Origin of the sequence: Chryseobacterium paludis (assembly GCF_025403485.1) — a bacterium.
In the GTDB taxonomy this organism is placed as follows: Bacteria; Bacteroidota; Bacteroidia; order Flavobacteriales; family Weeksellaceae; genus Chryseobacterium; species Chryseobacterium paludis.
Map to the genome: position 1 here is coordinate 368625 of NZ_CP099966.1, position 24078 is coordinate 392702.

Consider the following 24078-nt stretch of genomic DNA (forward strand, 5'->3'; position numbering starts at 1 on the left):
GTCTATATGTATCGGGCGAAAAGAGCACTTCTTCTTTACAATCAGAAGTGCCTTTTCGCAGTAGTTAAATTGCCTTTTTTAATATGAATTCACTGATCAATGACTTCAGGCAATTGATCTAATCATGGTAATTTTCTGATTGTTATCTTCATCTTAGTTTAAGCTTTCGATAATTGAGGCATTAATCAAATCAGTATTTTTAACGTGAATTTTCTGATGACGGCTGCCGTCTTTTTCGACGACTTCGATTTCCAACACCTGACCTTTCAATAAAGTAAATTGATTGAGAAGATAGACAGCTTGTTCCTTTGTCTGATATCTGACTGTTTTGTCCGGCAGGAATGTTCGGAGTGGCACCAATAGTTTATCCTGTATAACCGTACGCTTCAGTTTCTTTTTATCGGTTATCTTAAAGTTGATAAAATCAATGCTATAGTTGATATTACTGAGGTTCTTAACCAACAGGATAAAATAAAATTTTCCTTCATGTACATACAACGATTTTAAACTAAGCTGAATTCCGGAACTTTTTGCCTTGATATGTTTAATGTTTTGTTTAGGGCTTTTGTGGAGCATCTTCATAATAAGTTCGGTATCTGATGACCTCTCTCCTCCAAGTTCTTCAAATTGTGCATGAGTAGAATGTTTTTTTTCTACAGTTTGTTGCAGTTTCAGGAGATCATAGTTCAGTATGTCGGGATATGAACTGTACGACACATCAAAGTTGTAGAATTTTCCATCCTGGGTAATAACGGAAAAGTTTGTTTCTTCTTCAAAGTCCCTTACGGCAGATTTTATTCTAAGTACATTTTCTATATCTTGAGCTTTATTGGCAATAAGATGTTCACTTCCTAAATCGACATATCGTATGGGCGAAGGAAACAGCAAATGGGTTGTTTTATCATAGGTAACTTCCATTTTGTAAGGCTCCAATCTTGTTTTATACAGTGAAGGAGTTTCAGTAGTTTCCTGGGCTTTTATTATACATGTAAAAAACAAAATGAGCACTGCTGAAAGCCATTTATCAATTATTGTTTTCATTGCTTTATATTTTCAATTAACTATTTTTTTGAAATTAAGAATACCTGATGTCCGGCTTTTACGGTGACCTTAGGTGATTTTACCCTTTTCCGGAAATATCCTGACACTCCCTGAACCAGTCCTTTTGTAAGATCAGCGGCAATTTGTTGTCCTGCAGACTGGGTCATCATAATATTAGTTCCTGATGATTGACTCATATTAGCGAGCATATCGGTAATCGCGTTTTGTTCAGGAGAATAAGGGATATATAATCCTGATTGTCCATCATTATCATGAATGGTGATATCAACAGGTTGTATAGATCCGTCATATTCTATAGCAGATATTTTTAACTCTAGTCTGGCATCCTGGAATTTCCCCGTAGCTTTTAATAATGTTCCCGATGGAATTCTGGAATTTCCAATCATCATAGGCTCAAGAAGTCTTAGGGATAATATACTTTCAGGTGTCATTACTTGGGTTTCATGAATTACTGCACGGATGCTGTTTTTCCTTTCAAAACCTTGTGGATTTACATTTTGGATCCCTGTAAACCGGTTATGATCAGGACCGGCCAAAAGCATACTGTCAGAAGGGTAGCGGTATAAACCGGAAACAATATCATTACAGATAGGCTTTATTGAAGCTATCTCAGCCTTATTATGATCTGTTTCTTTTTTTTGAATCTCATTATTATCCGGATCTTCATTTTTGGGTAAAGGCAGATATTTTGCTGCCATCTGATAAGATTTTTCCATTAGTTCAAGCTGATCGTTAATTCCTGAACTGACTGGAACCAGATCTTTTTGCATCGATCCATGCTTAAGTCTGCTGATCTCTTGCTTAAGTTGATCAATTTCCTGATTGTCTCTCTTGTAAAAAGAGCCTAACGTCTGCTGTGCAGTCTGGTAGCTATTAAATGCATTACGGCCTGTAACCATATTAATTTTGGAGTTTTCAGCTACATCGGGGTGGAGGGTTTGGTTCTTCAAGTCAGAGGAATGATCCGGATCATTCCAATAATCAGATAAACTGGTTAGGGCTTTTCTTTTTTCTTCATTTTTTTGCTCCAACAGATCCTGTTCATAAGCTTTCTGTTTGTCAGGCTGAAGTTGATCATTGGCCGCCTGAGGAACCGCCGTATTAAAACCCGCATTCCCGGTGATGACTTGGTTTTTATTGGGCTTAAAGATCAAATATAAACACCCGGCGCAGACAATCCCCATTAAGAGATAGATAAGAGGCTTCTTTAATTTTTCCAATTGCTGTGTCCCGCTTTCTTGATCATCTGGATCTGGTGAGTTTCCTTCTGTTATTCTGATAGTGGTTTTACTTAAATCTTTCATGGTGGGAATTTTTTTCTTGAATGGGTGTCTTTTGATTCTTAATGTGGTTTTCTGTCTGGAGACTTCTTATATGTTCCACTGGAATGGTACTATTGCGACCTGCCAGGTTCAACCCGATATGCAGTATGGAAAAAATACTTAGCAATAGGTACATTGCAAAAATGATTTTTATTATTCGCCGGTGCCTATAATCAGGTAACGTCTTCCACTGTTGTTCCATCTCCCTGGCATAGCAGTCTATCGCTTTTCTGAATTCTTTCATATTCGTTGATTTACCGTTCAACAGTTTCGATATCCTTATTCTCAATAACACTGAATTTCTCAATGGTAAATCCCTGCGGGTTATTATCTGATCTCACTGAATTGACAAGTGAGCAGCTGGTGATCAAACTTCTTATGGTCAGATTGCTTGAGCGTATAATGAACTGCCTGGCGTAGGTTTTCACTGGATACGGATAGGTGTTGAAATCAGCGATCACGCTGTCCACCTCAATCCTTTGTTGGATGTTTCCTGAAATAATTCTATTGTAGTATCCTTTTTCAGAAAGGTCTTTATAGTAATTAAATGCGGATTGGTCTGCCAGATTGAAAGCCCTTTTGACATTGCTTTCAATGGCATTTTTGTCAGGTGCAATGGTAAAGAATAGCTCATGGAAACGTCTTGTATGCTCTCTTGCCTCTACAGGCCGGTTGATAGACATATCCTGAGATAAGGCCAGCATTAAGGATTTTCCATTATCCAATACGTAGATTTTTTTTCTCTGCTCTTCAGCAAATCTATAAGAACGGTATATGGCAAATAGCACAACACTCAGGCAAAACACCGTAAAGAGAAAAGTAAATAACCTGATCTGCTTAAAGCTGTTTTCAATATTTCTTAAGGTCTTAAATTCCATTGTAATTTGATTTTATTATTTAAGTAATTTTCCCGATATATTGCCTGTTGCTGATCCTGCAGCAGCGCCTGCAATATTTCCTGATTTCTGGGCAGTCTGGTTGACATTGCGCATAAAGTTGCCTGCGCCTCCTGCCTGGATGACCCAGCCTGTAACGGTTGGAACCGTAAAGTAGCCGATGATTCCGATGATCATATAAATGATGTATACGGTATTGGACGTATCAGGAATGAAATCAGGATCCGAGAGCATCTCAATATCCCGCTCCAGGATAAGGGATTGAATCTTGGCAAGTATCGTACTGAACATGTCTGCAACCGGAAGCCAGAGGTAAACGCTTACATATCGGGTCAGCCACTGGGTGAGGGTAGTCTGAAAACCATCCCACACAGAAATCGAAAAGGCTATCGGTCCCAGGATGGATAGTACAATGAGAAAAAATGTCCTTATGGTATCAATAACCAATGCTGCTGCCTGAAACAATATCTCCAGGAATTCACGGAATCCGTCCCTGATATCTTTTTTAATGGCAAACATTTCCCTTTCGATGTACATACCTGACATGGTAACCAAATCTGAAGGGGACCAGCCAAGCTCTTCCAGTTTTTTGTCAAACTCTTCATCAGAGATCAGATAGGCCATTTCCGGATTTCTGAGCATGGCCTCCCTTTCCAGCAGGTCTTTTTTTTGCTGCATTTCATTGAGATCAAGAACCTGGCCTTCAAGCATGGAATGACTGCCTTGTACGATAGGACTTAAAACAGCATTGATGCTTCCCAGGACAATCGTTGAAAAAAACATAATACAGATTCCGATGGCAAAAGGGCGTAACATGGGAAACAGATCAATAGGTTCGGCGCGGCTCAGTGCCTGCCAGACCTTAAGTGAAACGTAAAATAAGGCTCCCAGCCCGGCAACTCCCTTTGCCACTGCTGCCATATCAGCACAGAAGGGCATCATCTCTTCATAAACAGATCGGAGTACTTCGTGTAAGTTATTGGGTTCCATACTACCAGTATTTTTGATTGGATGTTCCGTAGAGGCTCAAAACCCTTTGTGTATTATTGTGTTTCTTAGCTCTTAAATAGCTTACCGAAATATTTTTATTCGTATAGTATCTTACCAGATTATAATACTCCTTAACCTCTTTGTATACCCTGTCAATGACATCCATACGTTCCTTGTCATTAAGTGATAAACCGGTTGAGGACACGATTTGCCTGAGCTCTTTAAGCAGTTCGGTGCTTTCGGTAAGGAGTGCCGAATATCCATTGGCTATTGCGGTCAGTTCCTGGGTGTTAAAGTTGGGGTCATTAAGCATTTTGCCAAAATTACTGACGTAGATTTCCGATACATCGCCTACCAGCAAAACCGTTTGCTGGACTTTGCGGGCATCCTTAACCAGGTTGTTGACTGCTTTTAGCTTGTCATAATATTCTTTACCCTGTTCATAGACTTTTTTAACTTCATTAAAGTTTTTGATTACATTGGAGACCGTCGATGAAGTCTGTACAATTTCATTGGCGGAATTCAGGATTCCGGAGGCAAGATTGGTGGGATCTGTAACCACAAATTGAGCTTTAACGAATGTTGTTGCAGCAATTACTGCTGCTAGTAATGTTGTAATGATTGGATTTTTCATTGTTGTACATTTTAAGTGATTGGGTTGTCTTTATTTGTTCTGATTCTTTTAAGGGATATTCTTTTAATAGCATGTTCAATATTTCCGGCGAGTTCGGATGCCAGGTTCATGACCTCCATTTTTTCAGATTCTTCCGTAGTGTAAGCAAGGTATTCTTCTGTGGAAACCTCGGTTGCGTAAACGGCAGAATGAGTTCCTCCCAATCCAATCCAGACTTCTTTATAAAGCCTCTTAGGATCGTTATTCATATTGATTGAAAGGACCTGGGCTTTTTCTTTATCCGTTAATCCGAGCATAGCCTGGATATCATCGAACTTGTTCATATATTTTCGCTGGTCAAGTAAGATCTTACAATCGGAATTATTAATAATACTTTCCTTAACAATGGGGGATTGGATGATATCATCAACTTCCTGAGTGACTACAATGGCTTCTCCAAAGAATTTTCTTACGGTTTTGAATAGGTATTTGATGTATTCTGCCATGCCTTCCTTAGCAATAGCTTTCCAAGCCTCCTCAATCAGTATTAGTTTTCTGATCCCTTTAAGTCTTCGCATCTTATTGATGAAAACCTCCATGATGATAATGGTTACAATAGGGAAAAGGATCTTATGGTCTTTGATTGCATCGATCTCAAAGACGATAAAGCGCTTGGATAACAGGTCAAGCTGCCTATCTGAATTGAGAAGGTAATCGTATTCGCCACCCTGGTAATAAGGCTCTAAAACATTAAGGAAATTAGCAATATCAAAATCTTTTTCCCTGACATTCTTCTGTTCAAGGATGCTCTGGTAATCTTCTTTTATATACTTGTAAAAGCCGTTGAATGAGGGGATCTGCTTGCTGTTTTTTATTTGATCGATATAACCGCTTACGGCATTGGATAAAGCAACTTCTTCAGAACGGGAAGGCGGTTCATCATCTCTTTTCCATAAGGTGAGGATCAGGGTTTTGATGCTTTCTTTCTTTTCAATATCAAATATTCCGTCATCGGTATAAAAAGGATTAAAGGAAATGGGATGATCTTCCGTATACGTAAAATATACCCCGTCTTCTCCTTTTGTTTTACTTTTAATCAACTCACTCAGACCCTGGTAAGAATTTCCGGTATCAACCAGCAGGACATGAGCGCCCTGTTCATAATACTGCCTTACCATATGGTTGGTGAAAAATGATTTTCCGCTTCCTGAAGGCCCCAGAATGAATTTATTTCGGTTCGTGATAATTCCCCGCTTCATGGGAAGATCAGAAATATCCAAATGGATGGGTTTACCGGTAAGCCGGTCAGCCATCTTGATTCCGAAAGGGGAAGGAGAATCCTTATAATTGGTTTCCTGAGTGAAAAAACAAAGAGCCGGCTCAATGAAGGTATAAAAGCTTTCTTCGCTTGGAAAATCACCTGCGTTTCCAGGAATTCCGGCCCAATATAGAGTTGCCGCATCCGTTGTATTATGGCGCGGCTTACACTCCATTAAGGCTAACGCGCTTCCCGTATCGTTTTTAAGTTGTTTGAGTTCACGGGTATCATCAGACCACACCATCACATTGAAATGTGCACGGATCGACTGCAGTCCAAAAGAATGGGCTTCATTGAGATATTTTTCTATCCATTCCTTGTTGATCTGATTGGCTCTGCTGTATCTTGCCAGTGAATGCATATTTCTGGCTGACTTTTCGAATTTTCCCAGATTATAGTCGCTGTTGTCAATGAACAGATACTGATTATAGATATGATTGCAGCTTAGTAAAAGTCCGACCGGAGAGGCAAACGATAATAAACAGTCACTACGGTCCGTACTTAACTTTTCATACCGGGCATGTGATGACACTGCTGCCGGCAGATCATCCGCATCAGATAAGGTATGAATACTGATCCGGTTGTTACCGATACGAACCTCTTCAGCTCCAAGCTGCAGATCCTGAAGGGGTATGCTGGATTCTCGGGATAGGGTAAGATATTGTTCCAGGAGTCCGGACTCATTTTCAGTACCTGTAATCTCGTCTGCCGACATTTTCTTCAGATAAATGTAACCACTGTCATTCATAATCCTTTCGAACTGATCAACAGCTTCCATAAATCTACCGACAACCTCACTATACCTGATTTCTTTCGGGATGAGTTTGCCTTTGCACAGCGATGAAAAGTTGCTTTTAGTTCTCATCCGCTCTTTAGTGGTTTTGGTGAGAAATAGATAGCAGTAATGATTCAGGAAGGGTCTTTCATTAAAATGACGTTCAAAAGATTTTGATAAAAAACTTTGGTCTTCCAATGATAAATCAGGCGTGTAATTTTCTTTAATATACCAATCCTGTTTATGAACCACCGTATAATCGGGAAGGGTCTTTACCGCTTTAAACCATGTGGAATGAATGGCTTCATATTCTGGTGATGCGATGGTAAAGAGTTCCGGTAACCTCACCTTAAAGCAGACTGTGATATCGGCATCCTTAGATATAATGCAGTTATCTTCTACAGCAAGCAGTGGGAATTTACTCTCCAGGGTCGCTGCTTTGGAGCTGTTTCTCATATGAATGTTTTTTAGGGGTTGCTTTTAAATATCTGAGTATGGGTTTGCGGCTGAGTATGTACCTGGGATGCTTTTTCTTTGCACCCAGTTTCATGAGTCCGTGCTCACCGTATTTTCTATTCAGAGAGAAAGTCTTCCAGATCAGAATACCACTACATGAGCTCCCTGTAAATAAACAGATATAAGTATTAATGCCTGTCATATACAGTAACATCACCAATAGCAGTATTCCCAACAATCCACCTGCAAAAATAAACAGGTACTGTGCCTTCAGGCCTTTGAATTCGACCGATCTTCCAATTCCTTTGTTGATGAGATAAGTATTCATAATCAAAATTCTTAAAGGAAGAATGAACGCAGGATGGTCGCTGCTACAATAAGGAATATACAAGCTCCAAACCAGCTGGCGGCAGTTTTTGAGGTATCCGGGTCACCACTGCTGAACTTATTGTACACCTTAACACCTCCGATAAGTCCCACCACGGCTCCGATAGCATAGATAAGCTTGGTCGCCGGGTCAAAATAGGAAGTGACCATCTGGGTAGCTTCCGTGATGCCGGCGCTGCCATTTCCCTGGGCTTGCAAAAACCCATTAATCAGCACAGCTACCGATAGCAGTAAAATCTTTTTTCTTTGTTTTTCCATAATTGAAATATGTTTAATTGATTGTAATGAGCCGGCTCATTGCTGGCTTCATGACAAAATTGTGGTGAAAATCGATCAGTATTGGTGAATTGGCTGTACGTACATTGGTTTGGCAGTAATTGTCTTTATAAGAATAGCGTATAAGAAAAGCAGCGCCAACTCAGTTAAGGTTGGCGCAGTTCCTATTTAAAATTGAATGATCAGATGCCTAGTCCCCCAAAATTAGTTTCTAAAAATGGGCAGGCAGCTTGTATGTTCTGAAGGTATAGTTTTTGTATTTCTATATTAAACGAACAAGATTATTTTGTATGAAGTCAAGATTTATTCTGTTTTGGCAAAAATATGCTCCATACATTGAGTTATTATGGATCATACTTTTACTTATCGGGAATACCTTTATGAAATATTCCATGACCTTTAAAAGCATTGCGGTAGGTGGTTGGATTGTTTGTGTGATAATGTACATCCTTACGGAAAAAAACTATCGGACGGTACGGTTCTGGCTCTTTTTGATATTAGGTCTGATCCTTGCGATTAATCAGACTCTTCAATTGATTAATATGGCAAATTGAAATAGGAGATCAATGGAATTTCTATTTTTCCGGATGTATTTTATCCAAATAACCAGACATGTCGCCTCGTAATAATCTAAATATCCTTTAAATAATTTTCGGCATCAATATTTAAATATATCTTATTCTATTGGTAATTGTGTGTCTGTTAGATAAAAAGCCCCTCCGAAGAAGGGCTTAAAAAACACAAATAATGTAAAGAAAATTACATTGTAATTAAAGATACTGAAAATCCTTTAAACATACCTTTATGATTCTGGTCATAAAAAAACTTAAAATGAAAAACTTAAATTTGAATTGAGAACCTAACTAATAATTTTTCATCATTTTTACATCGTAGTGCTTCCCTCTTTTGGGAAGCTTTTATTTAAAACACTTTTTTAAGCATCATAGATTTTACAGCCCGTGGAGCTCTTCAATCGAGAAGGGCTTCTTTCTATGGTGGGCAATTTGAATATAATTATCCAAATTTAATCATCAGATAAATTCTCCAATATCGAAATTTTCATAGTCTTCTTTCCGTAAAATGGAAAAACTACTTTTGTCTTCAACTGTAAAACTATTATCCAATAGTTCTGCTATTTTATGAGCGGTATCTTCCATTGAATTTTCCAGTAGGTTGAATAGTGCAGTTCCATGTATCTTTTGAAGGATAGCAGAGGTTGTTTCCTTTTGAGACGGTGCCAGGCTATCTCTATCGAGGTCTCTCTCCACGCTGCATAGTTCTTCAAAAGTGACACCTTGGGCAAGACTGTTACCATCACTCATTATCCTGTGCTTTTTCCATTCTTCTTCCTCTTCCTCAAAATCAGGTTGGGTACTTAAAATATTTTTCTGTTCTTCCTTTGGATTTTCGGTACCTTTTGATACCAAACGTTTTTTCGTTGACTTGGACTGTCCCATAATTTCAGGGGGATGTGGGACTGTTTTTTCCATATTTCTTTGTGTAACCCTTTTATTGATGTATATCTTGTCCTGTATGAGCAATACGATAATAACCATCAGGCACATCATTATTATAATTTCCATGACTTAAAGAATAGGTTTGTATTTATTGTTGAAACTAATGGTAATCTGGTCCCCAAATTCATGAAAATGATATTCAAGCAAATTATCCAAGTACGCATAGATAGTGAGCTTATCTTCACCTATGACCTGTACGATACGGGATAGTTTTTCATGAAAAACAGGTCTGATATAAACCGTTTTACCATCACGGGCATTTGTATCGGGCTTTTTGAAAAAGAGAGTTTCATAATCGGGTACGGGTATTTTTTTTGCTTTAACCTTTTCTTTTCCGCTAGGTTTTTGATTGGGAAGGTCTGCATCATCCATATGGTCTTGGATTGGTTCCAAAGGAATTGGTAGTCTGTCAATTTTCACCCCCTCAACCATAAGGTTCATCATTAATTCTTCATCAATATCAGGTTGGGCTTTTTTTGTTTTATCTTTATCCATACAGCTATAATTGAATGATTTCTAAAAACTCCTCTATGAAAATATCCAGTTGGCACGCCCTCATTAGCCGTTCATCTGGAGGGAGTAAAGTAGAACGGAAGACATTTTTGCTGTCTAATTCACTTTCTTTACGGAATTTACTGCTTTTCTTGACCTGGCTTTTCATCAGATTTAATCCCAATTGTCCGATAAGCTTATTGTAAACCTCGTACAGAGCTGTATTCTCTCTGCCATCTACCTGGTTCCAGAACAGGTTAACGGATTTTATTGAAGTTTCTCCTTTTTCCATAATTACATTTTGCAGGAGTTGGGTAAATATAAGGGTGCTCTCCATGACCATGCGGTCTGCGGTTATAGGTGTGAAAATGTGATGCATCCCTGCCAACGTTCTGAGGATACCCGAAGTATTCACAGTTCCCGGGAGATCAAAAAATAATACATCGATAGGTATATTTGATTCGCTTATCCATTTGTGGGCGGCTTCAAGTAAATATTCCGCTTTGTGTTGCATGATAGGATAGGCTTTTTTGCCGATGGCAGTAAATTGTTTATAGGCCATTCTTTTCAGGTTCTCATTTTCCATGACCATTGCCAGATCACGGGATTTCATTTTCATAAGGCTGTGCTGAGGAAAATCCGCATCGAATACAGCGACATTATATCCCATACGGTAATGCATGATGCTTGCCACCAAAGAGGTAAATGTGCTTTTACCCACACCGCCTTTTTGAGAGGAAAAGGCGATAAATACTGGTTTGTGTTTTGGGTCCATATTATAAATATTTGTAATTGTACTTTCTTGTATTGTATCAGTTTGTCTGTATCTATTTAGCTGCATATTCACTACGAGATATAGAAGTCTAATTATAGGTGGACTTCTGTACTTAGCCAGATACAAGAGTGTTTTTTTATATACCTGTGCCCGGTAGTGGGTAAATGGATAAGCAGCTATTTCTATAAACATATATTGATAATTATATTTTTCTGCCTAATACCCTGAATAGGTATCTCATTACATGTATATCCAACTTTATCCCTATATATTGTTATAAGTGCAAAGAAATGCACTTACTTATTTGCGGTAGATAACGATGGAACACATTGGCATTTAATAGGGTGTATTTGGGACTCTTACGTATTGGGTTTTACCATTAACAGGCCTTTACTTTGCAAGAGATCACAAGTGCCTGATGTAATAGAAATGACGATGAAGCATCTGGTAATTTACTTTACAGGCCAGATATATTTTTACAGTATAGTTAATCGTTAAGGAAGCATGATTTTTTGTGTTCATCAGAACACGGCAAGTTGTGTTTTGAGTGCCTCATAACTGTTTTGGGTGCCTCAAAACAACTTGCCCTTGCAGGGAGCTTAAAACTTGCTCCGAAGTCGAAGTTTTATGAATAATTAAATAGGGGCAGACATGGAGAATAAAAACAATAATTATAAGAAGAAAGGTGGTCGAAAGCCAAAAATGAATCCAAGTATTCATCGTCATGTTTTCAGGCTTACTGATCAAGAAAATGATAGGCTGATATCGCTTTTTGAAATGTCGGGAATGACCAATAAAGCAAAGTTTATTGTCTCGGTGCTGTTTTCTAACGAAATAAAAAAGGTCAGCATTGATAAAGGCTCTGTAGATTTCTATATGCGGTTAACATCCCTTTATACACAATTCCGTTCAGTGGGAGTGAATTATAATCAAATTGTGAAATTGTTATATAGTCATTTTTCTGAGAAGAAAGCGGCGGCATTTCTTTTTAAGCTGGAAAGGCAGACCGCAGAAATGGCATTATTATGTCAAAAAATAATTGAGATAACCCAGGAATTTAACCGACATCATTTGAAAAAATAAGAAGGAAATGATAGCAAAACTTGGCAGGGGAAGTAATTTATATGGAGCCTTGGCATATAATGTGGCTAAAATTGAGAAGGGTAAAGGAGAAATTCTGTTGACAAATAAGGTAATTGAAACGCCAAGTGGCAGGTATACTGTTTCGCAATTGGCCAAATCGTTTGAGCCTTATCTTGTTGCAAACCGGAATACCGAAAAGCATACGTTACACATATCCCTCAATCCTGATCCGAAAGATGAGGTTGATGATGAATGCTTCATAGAGATGGCTCAAGACTATATGCGGGAAATGAACTATGAAAAACAGCCCTTTGTTGTATTTAAACATACTGATATTGATCGCACCCATATTCATATCGTATCAGTTTGCGTGGATGAAGATGGGAGAAAAATTTCTGATAGGTTCGAAAAAAAAAGGTCAATGAATATATGCAGGGAATTGGAAAAGAAATATGGTTTGTTATCTGCAACAGAAAAGGATTCCCTGAAAAATGAAATGATTTTTAATCCTGTGGATTACCGGACTGGAAATATTAAAAGACAGATTGCCTCTGTTGTAAGGCATTTGCCGGAATATTACCAATTTAAAACATGGGGGGAATATAATGCGCTGCTTTCCCTGTTCCATATTACGGTTGAAAAAGTAGAGGGTGAAATGAATAGCGAGATAAAGCGTGGTCTATTATATTTTCCGCTGAATCAGCATGGTGAAAGGGTAGGGAATCCTTTTAAAGCATCTCTACTGGGTAAAAGTGCAGGTCTTGATACTTTGGAGATGTATTTTATAAAATGTAAAGAATTGTCAACAAATGCTAAGGCTATAGAGGATATCAAAACGGTTATTGATCATGCTGTAAGGTCTGTGGATAATGAAAGAGACTTTAAAAAGCTTGTAGCCAGTCAAGGCATCAGTACTGTAGTTCGCAGGAATGAGACAGGACGCGTATACGGTATCACTTTTATTGATCATCATTCAAGAATAGTCTGGAACGGCTCAAGCCTAGGGAAATATTTTTCTGCGAACTCTTTTAATGAGCGATGGATAGACCGAATCCAACCTGATAAAAAACTAAAATCATGGGTGAACTCTTTAACGGATAAGGATTTTATAATCCCAGAAGACCCACATTCTTTGTTTGTCTTTTTAAGTGCCGGACAAATCCCTGATCCGTTTGATGACCATCTGCTTGAAGGAATAGGAGGGCTATTGGCTTGCGAAAATGAAGAAGACCATCAGGAGCAGGATTTTGCCCATCGAATGAAAAACAGAAGGAAACGGAAGCGATAGAAGGCAATAGATATTTCAGCTGTTCCCCTTTATCCTTCTTTGTCCAGTATGGCCTTCACTTTGTTTTGCAGTTCTTTTTTATCGGGTAAATAAAGCTGGTATTTAGAAACAAAGATCTTGTTTGAAATTCCACTGGTAGCATATTCTACAAGTACCTCGTCTTTTTCTGCGGAGAGGATGATACCGATGGGTTCATTATCATCTTCAACATTTTCCTCTGATTTGAAGTAATTCAGGTAAAGGTTCATCTGACCGATATCGTTATGCTCCACCTGCTTTATCTTTAAATCAATCAATACAAAGCATTTTAGAATACGATGGTAAAAAACAAGATCAATATAGAAATGTCTGTTTCTCAGTGATATTTTATATTGTCTTCACTCTAAAGGAAAAGTCACTTTTATCAGTGATTTTCCCTTTTTTTTATTCTGTAATTGATTGTTTATTAATAAGATATAAGATAGTGCAGAATTTATGTGGGGTGTTCGAAAAGTTGTTTCGTAAAATTCGAGTTTTTCGGCAAAAATCGAACACATTATTACCTTTTTAGTCTCAGAATCTCCTGTAGTATAAAGTTGAGAGAGATTTGGTAGCACTTTTAAAACCTGATCAAGTTTAGTTTTGATATCGGTGTTTCTACCAGTCAGCTTTTGATTTTGCAGATCCATTTCCAATACATCAATTTTCTTTTTACTTTCATTTTTAATCAATTGATAATCTTCAAAATCCAATTTATCCTCTAAATATTTTTCTCTGGCACTATTTAGACGATTATTTAAGTTGATAATTTTTGAAGAAATTTCTTTTCTTTTCACGTCGATACCTTAGATTCGATCGGGATGGAAATTTTGATCCATAAGCAATTGCTCAATTTAAATCCTCAGGGAAAATTAATTCAACCATTGATCGATTTTGAATACGAAGTTTCATTCTATTATTTAAATGACCAATTTCAATATGCACTTTATGCCCCAGACAAAAACAAACGCTGGGAATTGGTCGAATATAGACCATCAGAAAGCGATCTTGGATTTGCGAAAAAATTTATAGAATGGAATAATATAGAACGCGGAATTACAAGGGTCGATGCTTGCCGTCTTAAAAACGATAAACTTGTGTTAGTTGAACTTGAAGACCTGAATCCTTTCCTTTCAATCGAATTGTTGCCTGAAGAGAAACGAGATCAATTTATAAGTAATTTAGTGGAAGCATTAAACTCATCATCTAATGATTGATGATCTATCAAACCAGATTTAGGAATTTTATCTTCCCAACCCATAAACTATCTGCTTTCAAATCGTAAAACTATTATTAATCTCGAAATGGAAAGTTGTGATCTTATAAAATAGTTATACCTACAGTTTCTTGATCAGGCAGCTATTTAGCAGCAACTGATCATATGACTATTCGTATTGCGATTGTAATAATTTGTCCAAGGGAATCTCCAATTGAGCTAGTTATCGACAAACGAAGAGTGATTGAAACGATCAAACAAGAATAAATGTTTGAATAGCTTTTGTTAGGTGTTCAAAAAATATTAATCAGGATTATTCTGTTTTCGAAAAATAAAAAAATGGCTCCATCTATAAAAAAAAAAATGGAGCCATTTGGCTATGTATGAGCAAGACAAGCGTATCTTCAAACACTTTTATCGATGATTAATTTCTTCTTTGCTATATAGTTCATTTTTAGCTGTACTGAAACCAAGAAAATCCTTTATAAAGAATGAACGTGAGCACAATCCAGATTGCTAGATGTGTTCTGTAAATAAATTAAAAGAGTATCGACAGGGAGGAAACCGTTGCCGTAGTCTTTTGGCTGGGTGAAGAAATGGATGGCCGATATACCTTAGCTGCCTTTTTACCGGTTTATTATGAGAAATATGATTTCTCTTTAAATTATTGTAGTACTACTTTACGTAATCGAGAATATTTTTCAATTTGTATTTATAGGGTAAAAAAACTATATTTACATTATTCATTTAAATCTTGAGTTCCTATGCAGATCAGTGCTTTTAACGAATATTACGATAAGCTGACCACCGTTGAGAAGAAAAACAGTCCCAAAGAGTTACTTTACAAAGGGGACTTTTCGTTATTGGAAAATGGAAGAAGGGTAGCGGTTGTTGGTTCTAGGAAGGTGTCAGAACTTGGGGTAAGAAGAGCAAGGAAGATCGCAAAGCTTTTGGTACAAAATGATATCACTGTGGTCAGCGGTTTAGCGGAAGGTGTTGACTCGATCGCACACAAAACTGCGATTGAATTTGATGGTCATACCATCGGTGTTATCGGAACACCTCTTAATAAATATTTCCCTGCTGAAAATAAAGATCTTCAGGATTTCATTGCTGAAAATCACCTACTGATCTCGCAGTTCCCGGAAAACTATCCCGTAACACCAAAAAGTTTCCCTATCAGAAACCGCACAATGGCGTTGATCAGTGATGCAACGATCATCATTGAGGCCAGTGAGAAGAGTGGAACCAAGCATCAAGGTTGGGAGGCATTGAGATTGGGAAGACAGTTGTTTATTATGGAGAATGTCCTTAACGATAAAATCTCATGGGCAGAAGAAATGCTCAGTTATGGTGCACAGGTACTGACTAATGATAACTTTGAATTTTTGATCGAAAGCATTCCATATCTAACAACAAAGAAAGAATATGTCTTTTGAGTTCCTCACGTTTTTGGCCTATTCTCCAAGGGGTAAGTCTGAGATCGAAATTGCTTCACGTACGGTTGCAGGTTCCTGTAAGAACGGAGATGTCATATTTAGTACAAGATTAAGCCAGAGATTAAAAGAAGCCGGTCTATCGGAATATTTTGCAAAGTCAGCCCTAATACCTGTACCACGGAGTACACCTCTTATTGAAGGAGCTGTTTTTCCGTCTAAGATCATCTGTGAGACACTTGTTAGTAACGGATTAGGCGAGAGTGTAGCCGATTGTCTTAAGCGCAAATATGCAATCCCCAAATCAAGTGGACAATTTCATTCCGATACCAGAAATACAGTACAAGTACATCAAGACAGTTTACAAGTAACACCGATATTGATCACTGAACCAACCATTGTTGTGGTTGACGATATTCTAACACTAGGTAGAACATCTATGGCTTCTGCACTAGAACTTCAGAAAGTTTATCCTGATAAAGAGATTAAAATATTCTGCACTATTAGGACCAGAGGTTGGAAAAACTTGGAAAAAATTATAGATGTTAGCAAAGGATACATGAATGTTGCTGGTAATGGAGGCGTTCAGTTACCGGATTAATCTAAGTACCGTACAATTACACTAAGATATGCTGTAGAGACGTAATCAAAAAATACTTATTAATACTGTGGTTAACCGTAATATTTGTAAATGATTAACCGATATCTTTAAACTGCAAAACCTACTGTAATGTTTATAAGGTAATTGATACTCAAATATCATTAAGTTGCAATCCTAAATAAAAATTGTCTGAAGATTATGAAATATTGGTTATAATTCACTTAAATATGAGGATTTATGAATATTTTTTATAAATTCACAATTGAAAAACGACGTAATCAGTGAAGTAACTATGTACACAACCAAATTCGGTCCCTTTAATGGAGATTCTTGGGAAGAACTAATTCAAATCTGCTTAAGATTAAAATATGAATCTGAGCAATATCAATCTATTCCTGCTTCACCGGGTGATTTTGGAATTGAAGGATTTACTAGAACTGGTAAAGTTTTCCAATGTTATTGTCCAGATAATAACATGACTTCTGCTGCACTTTATGAGAAGCAACGAGATAAGATTACAAAGGATGTAAATAAACTATCACTTTACCAAGATCGCCTTCTTCAAATTTTCGATGGAACAAAAATAAAAGAATGGATATTTGTTACACCTGAATATCGAATGAAGGAACTTGTTATTCATTGTAATAATAAAGTAGAAGAACTTAGGCAGCTAAACCTTCCTTTTATTGATGATGATTTCAGGGTGATAATACATGATATTGGGAATTTTACCAAGGAAATTCCAATTGCACTGAATGGTGGTTCTCAAAAATTAATGATCAACCCAAAGATTTCTAGTACCGGAACTATGACTTCTTGGAAAGAGCAGGAAAATGAGCTGGTTGGTAACGCAATTAGAAAACATATCAAGAGATTTCCAGCTGATATGAATGGTGTTACAAAAAAAGTCAATGATCTTACAGAAAATACCATTAAAAGCTACTTTGACCGGGAATCGATACTAAGCAGGTGGCAACGTCTTCATCCGCAGGATTATGACAAATATCTGATATTAATTTCACAAGTTGAAGAAACTGTGAAAGAACAGTGCATGTTTCCTAGTGATAACAATAATGAACTGTATAAAAGTTTACGAACTTTGGTTGATAAGAAACTTAGGGAGAATTTCACGTATTTGGACGATACGACAATAACTAATCTTACAAATGGTGTTATTGCAGATTGGCTTTTACGATGTCCATTAGATTTTGAATAGTAATGCAGGGAAAAATACAGGGACTCAGCTTTACTAAAAGAGCCATCCCAATACCAGCTGATTATCGTCCATTATATAAGATTGCACATATTTTGTTAATTCTACATTTGTCAAGTAGATCAGGAAAATCTTCTATGATGAAGCTTCATTTTTTATGCTGGGCAATAAAAACAAAGGCAAATACATCAATTGTCAACGGATGGATTGGAGATAAATTTTCAAGCCACCTTCACATATGGGGGATTGAACCAACAGTGAATCGCGCATTAACTTTTGCAACTGCTGATGATTTGATAGAAAATATAGGAGCAGATTTTGTAATTACCTTTAAAGGAAAGGAGCTTGCAAAGGCTATTTTAAAAGATAAAGAACTATTTGTCCGAGAGAAGGAATTTTTATCAGCAATAGGTAAAAATACTATCACCGAATCACAAATTACACAATTATCCAATAAATTTTTTTAATAGATGTTACAAATTAAAGCTCTTCGACTAGAAATCAATACAACCAATGGATTGTATGGTGCATTCTTTCCTTTTGAATCGGGTCTTAATATTATTAGAGCTAACAATACGAGTGGTAAGAGTACTATTTTTCAATCTATTATTTATGCTTTAGGATTTGAAGAGTTGATTGGAGGAAAAAATGAGAAAACCATGCAGTCGGTTTTAAAAGATGCAGTACTTGATGGAAACCATCAGTATAACGTCTTACAATCATCTATCGTTCTTGAAATTTCTAACGCTGATAAAACAGTTACAATTAGACGTAGCGTCATAAATGAAAATCGAAAGCCTCAGTTAGTAGACGTAATTGATGGTCCTTACCTGACTGATCCTAACGGAAATTATGAAATTAGACAAATGTATATTCATGATAGTGGTGCTGCAACCGACGTCAAATACGGATTTCATGTTTTTCTTGAAGAATTTTTAGGATGGCAAGTACCAAATGTTCTTGATAGTGCAGGAAATAGTACTAAGTTGTATCTTCCTCTTATAGCACCATCTTTTATAGTAGAGCAAAAATCAGGATGGTCGTCTCTTTTTGCCACAATGCCGTTCTATAGGGTGAAGAATGCTGAAGAAAGGGTGATAGAATTTTTGCTCAATCTTGATGTTTTCCAAAATGAACAGGCTAAAATCTCATTAAATATACAAAAGCAAACTGTAATTGCCCGTTGGCAATCTTTATACAGTGAATTCGTTAGATTGGGTGATCGAAGTAGTGGAGAATTAACAGGTATTACGGAATCTCCGGCGATTATTAACAATATTTCTGATGTGTATTTTCGGTTTCTTAGAAATGAAAAATATTATTTGGTTAGCGAACTGCTAGAAAATCTTCAAACTGAATATCATCAATTATCAAAACAAACAGAAGTAACAGTTGGAGAAAACGTTGAAAAAAATCAATCTCGTTTGAAGGTGTTAAATGAAAACTTAGTTAGATACACATATACTCTTGAAAAATGGGAAAATGAAAGTTTTATAGAAAAAGATCAACTAAAGCAGTATATTAGACAAAAGAGAAATATTGAAGAGGATTTGATTAACAATAAATCCGCTAGAAAAATGCTCAATCTTGGAGCTGCAGTAGAATCTCCATTGGCAAATAATCAATGCCCAACTTGTAATCAGGAAATAAATGCAACTTTATTGCCAGCAGAGGTTGACCAAGTACCTATGGATGTTGAAAAGAATATTATATTTCTTACAGCTCAACTCAAAATGCTTGAGACATTCGTTGTAGGTGAAAGAAAAAAGGTAATTGGGAACGAAAGAAAGCTCAATGATCTCCGCGATCAAATTCAAGATTTAAGACAACAAATTAGAAGTATTAAGAAAGATCTTGTTTCTGATGAAAGGCTTCCGTCAGAAGAACTTATCGAGAGAAAAATTAATATAAAAAAACTAATTATTGTTTATGAAAATTTGGTTGAGACGGCAGACGGTCTAAAAACTCAACTTAAATTGCTTTCAAAAGAGTGGGAGAGATTAAAAGGTATTGAATCTAACTTGGGAGGTGATTTCTTTACGGCAAAAGATAATGAAAAAATAAAATTTCTAGAGAATCGTTTCATAGCATTACTGACTCTTTTCAACTATCAAAGTAAAGACAAAAATTCAATTCGAATTTCTCGTGATAAGTACACTCCTGTAATTGAAATACGGCTTCCCAACGAAAGACCTAAATCTTATGATATTCGATTCGACTCATCAGGAAGTGATCATATAAGATGTATGTGGGCATATTACATTGCTCTTTTAGAAACTTCTTATTATATGAATGGGAATCACCCTCTTTTACTAATTTTTGATGAACCACAACAGCAATCAGCTTCTACAAAGGATTTTCATGAATTTTTAAAAGAGCTATCTATTCAAAAAGAAGGACAAAGTATTGTTTTTGCTTCATTTCAAAATTCCCAAGTGGATTTTAAGGCGGCAACAAAAGGATTGAATTTTAATGAAATAGAGGGGAATGGAAGATTTATTTCCAAAGAAGAAAGTTTTTAAAATAAATGAGAAAAATAAGTTTATCCCAAAACTCTTTTTACAAATGCCTTATGTTCTTCAGTCCGATGATTACGTCTTTGTACAATAGCTTTTAATTCCGTGGAGAAATCATCTACAGGATTCCATTCGTTGTATTTTTTCTTCTTAATACCATATTTCTCAGACAGGTCATTTGAAAGTTTGTGAGCAATTAATCCAAATTGGCAATAATAAAATTTTCTTTCATCAAACCAATCTTGATAATCCGGAGGATACGCAATGATAGTTGCAGCGCTGATTATTCGATTTCCATCTTCAATTTCAGATGGAAAAGAAAGAAGAGCAAACATCACATCTGGATCTATGCTTTTCCAGTCAACATCTTCAGGGTAATTCGGAGCTGAAGGAATATCAACTTGAGAAACGAGACAACCTTCTGATGATCTCTGTCCTTCGTATAAACCATCATCTTTAACTACGTTAGCACAATCCTCCATATACTTATCTAATATGCAAACAACTCTAATCGCTAAATATCTGGCGTTCTTTTCTGCTTCTTTATTAGTAGTCCAATATGATTGAAACCAAGAAATTCCAGATCCAACTAACACGCCTATTAATCCAAAAATTGCTTCAGTCATCAGTTTAAATTTGAATTACAAGATAACAAATTAATAACTTACAAATACATCATTAATATTTAAAACCTATTTTAAAAAAAATAACAAAAGTTTAAAGAATTACAAACACTGTAGTAGTTTTTTCGTTCTCGAAATGAATGCATTTTAATGCCATATATCAATTTACTACATGTTAAAATTTCTTTTTTTATCCATTTGTTAATTTGTATAATCAGATGCTTTTTCCAAATAATTGATTGATGATAATTTTGCAATTTCGTTCAAGTCTTCTACAAAAGTGTTCGAAAATTGTACCTCTGGGGTCCCACAAAGGCAAAACCTTTGCCCAGCTCCAAAAGGAACATTTGCAGGTTATCGATGATTTTCTGCTCCAAAGCCTTTTCTGTTACCTGATGGCTTTGAGGTAATTGAAGGAAATCAAGAATGTAAGGGTCTTTTATAGCCTCTGTGGAATGGGTAATGAGATGTCCTTTTTCTGCAAGCTGTAATACACCTTTTTTATCTTTGCTCAAGGCAAGGCGTTCAAACACGGAAGAATTAATCTGCCGGTCAAGCTCCCTGTAGCCCCAGTTTTCCAATACGGTTTGTTTTTCGTAAAACTTTCTTGCCGTATCATCTGAAACGCCGAGTAAAGTGACCATATGGGTCCAGCTTAATTTGGCAGGCACTGCCTGCCATTTTTGATACGTAAGGTAAAACCGGCGAATATCAAGGATATTCCGCCTGCCAAATCCTTTGCCATAACGCTGCTTAAGATCTTTGGAAAGTGTTGATAATAGATTACTTCCGTATTCAGCTCTTTCTTGTCCATGTTGCTCAAATTCGACAATATGCCTGCCAATTTCCCAATTGGCTTTCACAAGTTCAGTATTGACTGCTCTGACTGCATTTTGCCTGGCTATCTCGATAGTTGATCCTATATTGTCAAGGAGCTCGGTGTATTTTGATTGGATGGGTGTCATCGTACTTTTCTTAAACAAACAAATTTAAACATTCTCAGTGAAGCTTATGGATTGCCAGTGATTAAATATAGGATGGATACGCTGCCAAATACAGTCATAAAAAGCCGGTAGTTGCCACTTTTTAAAAATGCCTGTGACAGCATCTAAATTGAAGACAGAACATTAAAATATGATCAAATGCAAGGAGAAGATGACTTAAGAGGCCTGGCTAAGATCATGGCATTGATGCGAGCTGTAAGTATTCTGATCGTGCTTATGCACCTATATTGGTATTGTTATGCATTTTTTCTGGAAAGGGGGTGGACTTTGGAAATAATCAATAAGATACTGCGCAATTTCAATAGAACCGCAGGATTATTTTACCATCCGATGCATACCAAAGTACTTGTCCTCGTGTTGCTTGCATTGAGCTGCCTGGGTACCAAAGGGGTGAAAACGGAGAAGATCACCTGGTATAGAATCAACGTAGCACTGGGAATCGGGTTTATCCTGTTTTTCCTAAACACTGCTTTGTTAGGCTTATCTCCTCTGATCGGAGAATACCTTTATATACTTGCCTTTTTTTTGGGATACATTTGCTTGATGATGGCCGGTACATGGATGAGCCGTTTATTGAAAAATAACCTTATGGATGATGTTTTCAATAATGAAAATGAAAGTTTTATGCAGGAAACCAAACTGATGCAAAACGAGTACTCCATCAATCTTCCTACAAAGTTTTATTACAAAGGGAAATGGAACAAAGGCTGGATCAATATTGTAAACCCGTTCAGGGCGACCATTGTACTGGGAACACCAGGATCAGGCAAATCATATGCAATAGTGAACAATTATATTAAGCAGCAAATTGAAAAAGGCTTTTCAATGTATATCTATGATTTTAAATTCGATGACCTCTCCACCGTAGCTTATAACCATTTATTGAAGAACCAGCATAAATACAAGATAAAACCACAATTTTATGTCATCAATTTTGATGATCCCAGAAAAAGCCACCGATGTAATCCTCTCAATCCGGATTTTATGACCGACATTTCGGATGCCTACGAAGCTGCTTATACCATCATGCTCAACCTTAACCGCAGCTGGATACAAAAACAGGGCGACTTTTTTGTAGAATCACCCATTATTCTTTTAGCAGCCATCATTTGGTTCTTGAAGATCTATGAGAATGGAAATTACTGTACATTTCCTCATGCCATTGAATTGCTCAATAAAAAGTACTCCCAGGTTTTTACCATTCTGACATCTTATCCAGACCTGGAAAATTATCTTTCCCCGTTCATGGATGCATGGCAGGGGGGAGCGCAGGATCAGCTCCAGGGACAGATTGCATCTGCTAAGATCCCTTTGTCAAGAATGATTTCTCCCAGTTTATACTGGGTCATGACAGGGGATGATTTTTCATTGGATATTAATAACCCCAAAGAACCTAAAATACTTTGTGTAGGAAACAATCCGGACAGGCAGAATATCTATTCGGCGGCATTGGGCTTATACAATTCCCGCATTGTAAAGCTGATTAATAAAAAAGGGCAGCTGAAAAGCTCTGTGATCATAGATGAGCTGCCTACTATTTATTTCAGAGGATTGGATAACCTTATCGCTACGGCAAGGAGTAATAAGGTAGCGGTATGTTTGGGGTTTCAGGATTTTTCACAATTGACCAGGGATTATGGAGATAAAGAAAGCAAGGTGATCCAAAATACGGTGGGTAATATCTTTAGCGGCCAGGTAGTGGGAGAGACTGCTAAAGGCTTATCAGAAAGATTTGGTAAAGTATTGCAGAAGAGGCAAAGTATGACCGTTAACAGAAATGATAAATCGACCTCGATTTCTACTCAGCTCGATAGTCTGATACCGGCTTCCAAGATATCTGCATTGACTCAGGGAATTTTTGTAGGGGCTGTTTCTGATAATTTTGATCAACGTATCGGGCAGAAGATTTTTCATGCCGAAATTGTAGTCGATAATGAAAAAGTTACTGCTGAAACTAAAAACTATCAGAAAATACCTGAGATCATGTCTTTTAAAAATGAAATGGGAGAGGATATGATGACGCAGGAAATTCAGGGCAATTATATGCAGGTTAAGAATGATATTGTTCAGATTATTGAAACTGAGATGGAGCGTATAAAGAATGATCCGGATTTACGGCATTTACTGCAGCATGAATAACCGGTAACAATAAGAATGAGGCTGATCATGGATCGCCTCATTCCTTTAAATGATTATTGAAA

The 24078-nt window shown here is 36.9% G+C and carries 25 protein-coding genes; 10 read left to right on the top strand and 15 right to left on the bottom strand.

The genetic code is table 11. The features are described 5' to 3' along the window. Positions 1 to 153: 153 nt before the first annotated feature. From traN to NG806_RS01585, 8 genes are all read right to left on the bottom strand, one after another. On the bottom strand, positions 154 to 1041 hold the full coding sequence (gene traN, locus NG806_RS01550; protein WP_261511675.1) for a conjugative transposon protein TraN: 888 nt from the start codon (positions 1039 to 1041) through the stop codon (positions 154 to 156). Positions 1042 to 1061: 20 nt separating this feature from the next. Then, positions 1062 to 2366, bottom strand: a complete 1305-nt coding sequence (traM, locus tag NG806_RS01555) for a conjugative transposon protein TraM (RefSeq protein WP_261511676.1) — start codon at positions 2364 to 2366, stop codon at positions 1062 to 1064. Positions 2367 to 2638: 272 nt separating this feature from the next. Beyond that, positions 2639 to 3262, bottom strand: a complete 624-nt coding sequence (traK, locus tag NG806_RS01560) for a conjugative transposon protein TraK (protein ID WP_261511677.1) — start codon at positions 3260 to 3262, stop codon at positions 2639 to 2641. A 15-nt stretch (positions 3263 to 3277) separates the two neighbouring features. Beyond that, the gene (gene traJ / locus NG806_RS01565) at positions 3278 to 4270 is read right to left on the bottom strand and encodes a conjugative transposon protein TraJ (protein ID WP_261511678.1); all 993 of its coding nucleotides are present in this window, start codon (positions 4268 to 4270) and stop codon (positions 3278 to 3280) included. A gap of 1 nt (position 4271) precedes the next feature. Further along, entirely contained in the window at positions 4272 to 4904 is a 633-nt protein-coding gene (locus NG806_RS01570; RefSeq protein WP_261511679.1) for a DUF4141 domain-containing protein, read from the bottom strand. A gap of 11 nt (positions 4905 to 4915) precedes the next feature. Continuing rightward, positions 4916 to 7432, bottom strand: a complete 2517-nt coding sequence (locus NG806_RS01575; RefSeq protein ID WP_261511680.1) for a TraG family conjugative transposon ATPase — start codon at positions 7430 to 7432, stop codon at positions 4916 to 4918. After that, positions 7395 to 7760 (bottom strand): DUF4133 domain-containing protein, encoded by a 366-nt coding sequence (locus NG806_RS01580; protein ID WP_214834256.1) that lies wholly within the window; start codon positions 7758 to 7760, stop codon positions 7395 to 7397. The genes NG806_RS01575 and NG806_RS01580 overlap by 38 nt, the downstream gene beginning before the upstream one ends. 11 nt (positions 7761 to 7771) lie before the next feature. Then, positions 7772 to 8077 carry a DUF4134 domain-containing protein gene (locus NG806_RS01585; protein ID WP_214834259.1) on the bottom strand — a complete coding sequence of 102 codons (306 nt, stop codon included), beginning with the start codon at positions 8075 to 8077 and terminating at the stop codon, positions 7772 to 7774. 308 nt (positions 8078 to 8385) lie between these two features. Between NG806_RS01585 and NG806_RS01590 the strand changes: the two genes are divergently transcribed. Then, positions 8386 to 8649 carry a hypothetical protein gene (locus tag NG806_RS01590; protein WP_261511681.1) on the top strand — a complete coding sequence of 88 codons (264 nt, stop codon included), beginning with the start codon at positions 8386 to 8388 and terminating at the stop codon, positions 8647 to 8649. 477 nt (positions 8650 to 9126) lie between these two features. Here NG806_RS01590 and NG806_RS01595 read toward each other — a convergent pair whose 3' ends face one another. The 3 genes from NG806_RS01595 to NG806_RS01605 are packed head-to-tail and all read right to left on the bottom strand — an operon-like array spanning position 9127 to position 10879. Beyond that, positions 9127 to 9678: a conjugal transfer protein TraD gene (locus NG806_RS01595; RefSeq protein ID WP_261511682.1), complete on the bottom strand. Its 552-nt coding sequence runs from the start codon at positions 9676 to 9678 to the stop codon at positions 9127 to 9129. 3 nt (positions 9679 to 9681) lie between these two features. After that, complete coding sequence (locus tag NG806_RS01600) at positions 9682 to 10107, bottom strand: DUF3408 domain-containing protein (RefSeq protein WP_261511683.1); 426 nt, start codon at positions 10105 to 10107, stop codon at positions 9682 to 9684. A gap of 4 nt (positions 10108 to 10111) precedes the next feature. Continuing rightward, positions 10112 to 10879, bottom strand: coding sequence for a ParA family protein (locus tag NG806_RS01605; RefSeq protein ID WP_261511684.1), 768 nt, complete (start codon positions 10877 to 10879; stop codon positions 10112 to 10114). A 651-nt stretch (positions 10880 to 11530) separates the two neighbouring features. Here NG806_RS01605 and mobA point away from each other — a divergent pair. Beyond that, entirely contained in the window at positions 11531 to 11962 is a 432-nt protein-coding gene (gene mobA / locus NG806_RS01610) for a conjugal transfer protein MobA (protein ID WP_261511685.1), read from the top strand. A gap of 7 nt (positions 11963 to 11969) precedes the next feature. After that, positions 11970 to 13250 (top strand): relaxase/mobilization nuclease domain-containing protein, encoded by a 1281-nt coding sequence (locus tag NG806_RS01615; protein WP_261511686.1) that lies wholly within the window; start codon positions 11970 to 11972, stop codon positions 13248 to 13250. Positions 13251 to 13279: 29 nt separating this feature from the next. On the opposite strand, the gene NG806_RS01620 is transcribed toward NG806_RS01615, so the two are convergent. Together NG806_RS01620 and NG806_RS01625 are read right to left on the bottom strand one after the other, a co-directional pair. After that, on the bottom strand, positions 13280 to 13615 hold the full coding sequence (locus NG806_RS01620; RefSeq protein WP_315941774.1) for a PDDEXK nuclease domain-containing protein: 336 nt from the start codon (positions 13613 to 13615) through the stop codon (positions 13280 to 13282). Positions 13616 to 13627: 12 nt separating this feature from the next. After that, positions 13628 to 14065: a hypothetical protein gene (locus NG806_RS01625; RefSeq protein ID WP_261511687.1), complete on the bottom strand. Its 438-nt coding sequence runs from the start codon at positions 14063 to 14065 to the stop codon at positions 13628 to 13630. Between the two features lie 24 nt (positions 14066 to 14089). Here NG806_RS01625 and NG806_RS01630 point away from each other — a divergent pair, with 24 nt between their 5' ends. The 6 genes from NG806_RS01630 to NG806_RS01655 all read left to right on the top strand — a co-directional run bounded on the left by NG806_RS01630 (position 14090) and on the right by NG806_RS01655 (position 20256). Next, positions 14090 to 14485, top strand: coding sequence for a hypothetical protein (locus NG806_RS01630; RefSeq protein WP_261511688.1), 396 nt, complete (start codon positions 14090 to 14092; stop codon positions 14483 to 14485). A 763-nt stretch (positions 14486 to 15248) separates the two neighbouring features. Next, entirely contained in the window at positions 15249 to 15923 is a 675-nt protein-coding gene (locus NG806_RS01635) for a DNA-protecting protein DprA (protein WP_261511689.1), read from the top strand. Next, positions 15913 to 16521, top strand: coding sequence for a phosphoribosyltransferase (locus tag NG806_RS01640; protein WP_261511690.1), 609 nt, complete (start codon positions 15913 to 15915; stop codon positions 16519 to 16521). The genes NG806_RS01635 and NG806_RS01640 overlap by 11 nt, the downstream gene beginning before the upstream one ends. A 262-nt stretch (positions 16522 to 16783) precedes the next feature. Then, positions 16784 to 17737 carry a hypothetical protein gene (locus tag NG806_RS01645; RefSeq protein WP_261511691.1) on the top strand — a complete coding sequence of 318 codons (954 nt, stop codon included), beginning with the start codon at positions 16784 to 16786 and terminating at the stop codon, positions 17735 to 17737. Positions 17738 to 17739: 2 nt separating this feature from the next. Beyond that, complete coding sequence (locus NG806_RS01650) at positions 17740 to 18201, top strand: hypothetical protein (RefSeq protein WP_261511692.1); 462 nt, start codon at positions 17740 to 17742, stop codon at positions 18199 to 18201. A gap of 3 nt (positions 18202 to 18204) precedes the next feature. Further along, a complete protein-coding gene (locus NG806_RS01655) occupies positions 18205 to 20256 on the top strand; it encodes an AAA family ATPase (RefSeq protein WP_261511693.1) in 2052 nt (683 codons plus the stop codon). Between the two features lie 20 nt (positions 20257 to 20276). Here the strand turns inward: NG806_RS01655 and NG806_RS01660 are convergent, their stop codons facing one another. Both NG806_RS01660 and NG806_RS01665 read right to left on the bottom strand, forming a co-directional pair. After that, on the bottom strand, positions 20277 to 20876 hold the full coding sequence (locus NG806_RS01660; RefSeq protein WP_261511694.1) for a hypothetical protein: 600 nt from the start codon (positions 20874 to 20876) through the stop codon (positions 20277 to 20279). Between the two features lie 269 nt (positions 20877 to 21145). Further along, positions 21146 to 21838, bottom strand: a complete 693-nt coding sequence (locus tag NG806_RS01665) for a PDDEXK nuclease domain-containing protein (protein WP_261511695.1) — start codon at positions 21836 to 21838, stop codon at positions 21146 to 21148. 177 nt (positions 21839 to 22015) lie between these two features. Between NG806_RS01665 and mobC the strand changes: the two genes are divergently transcribed. After that, a complete protein-coding gene (mobC, locus tag NG806_RS01670) occupies positions 22016 to 24016 on the top strand; it encodes a conjugal transfer protein MobC (protein ID WP_261511696.1) in 2001 nt (666 codons plus the stop codon). The last annotated feature ends 62 nt before the right edge of the window (positions 24017 to 24078 follow it).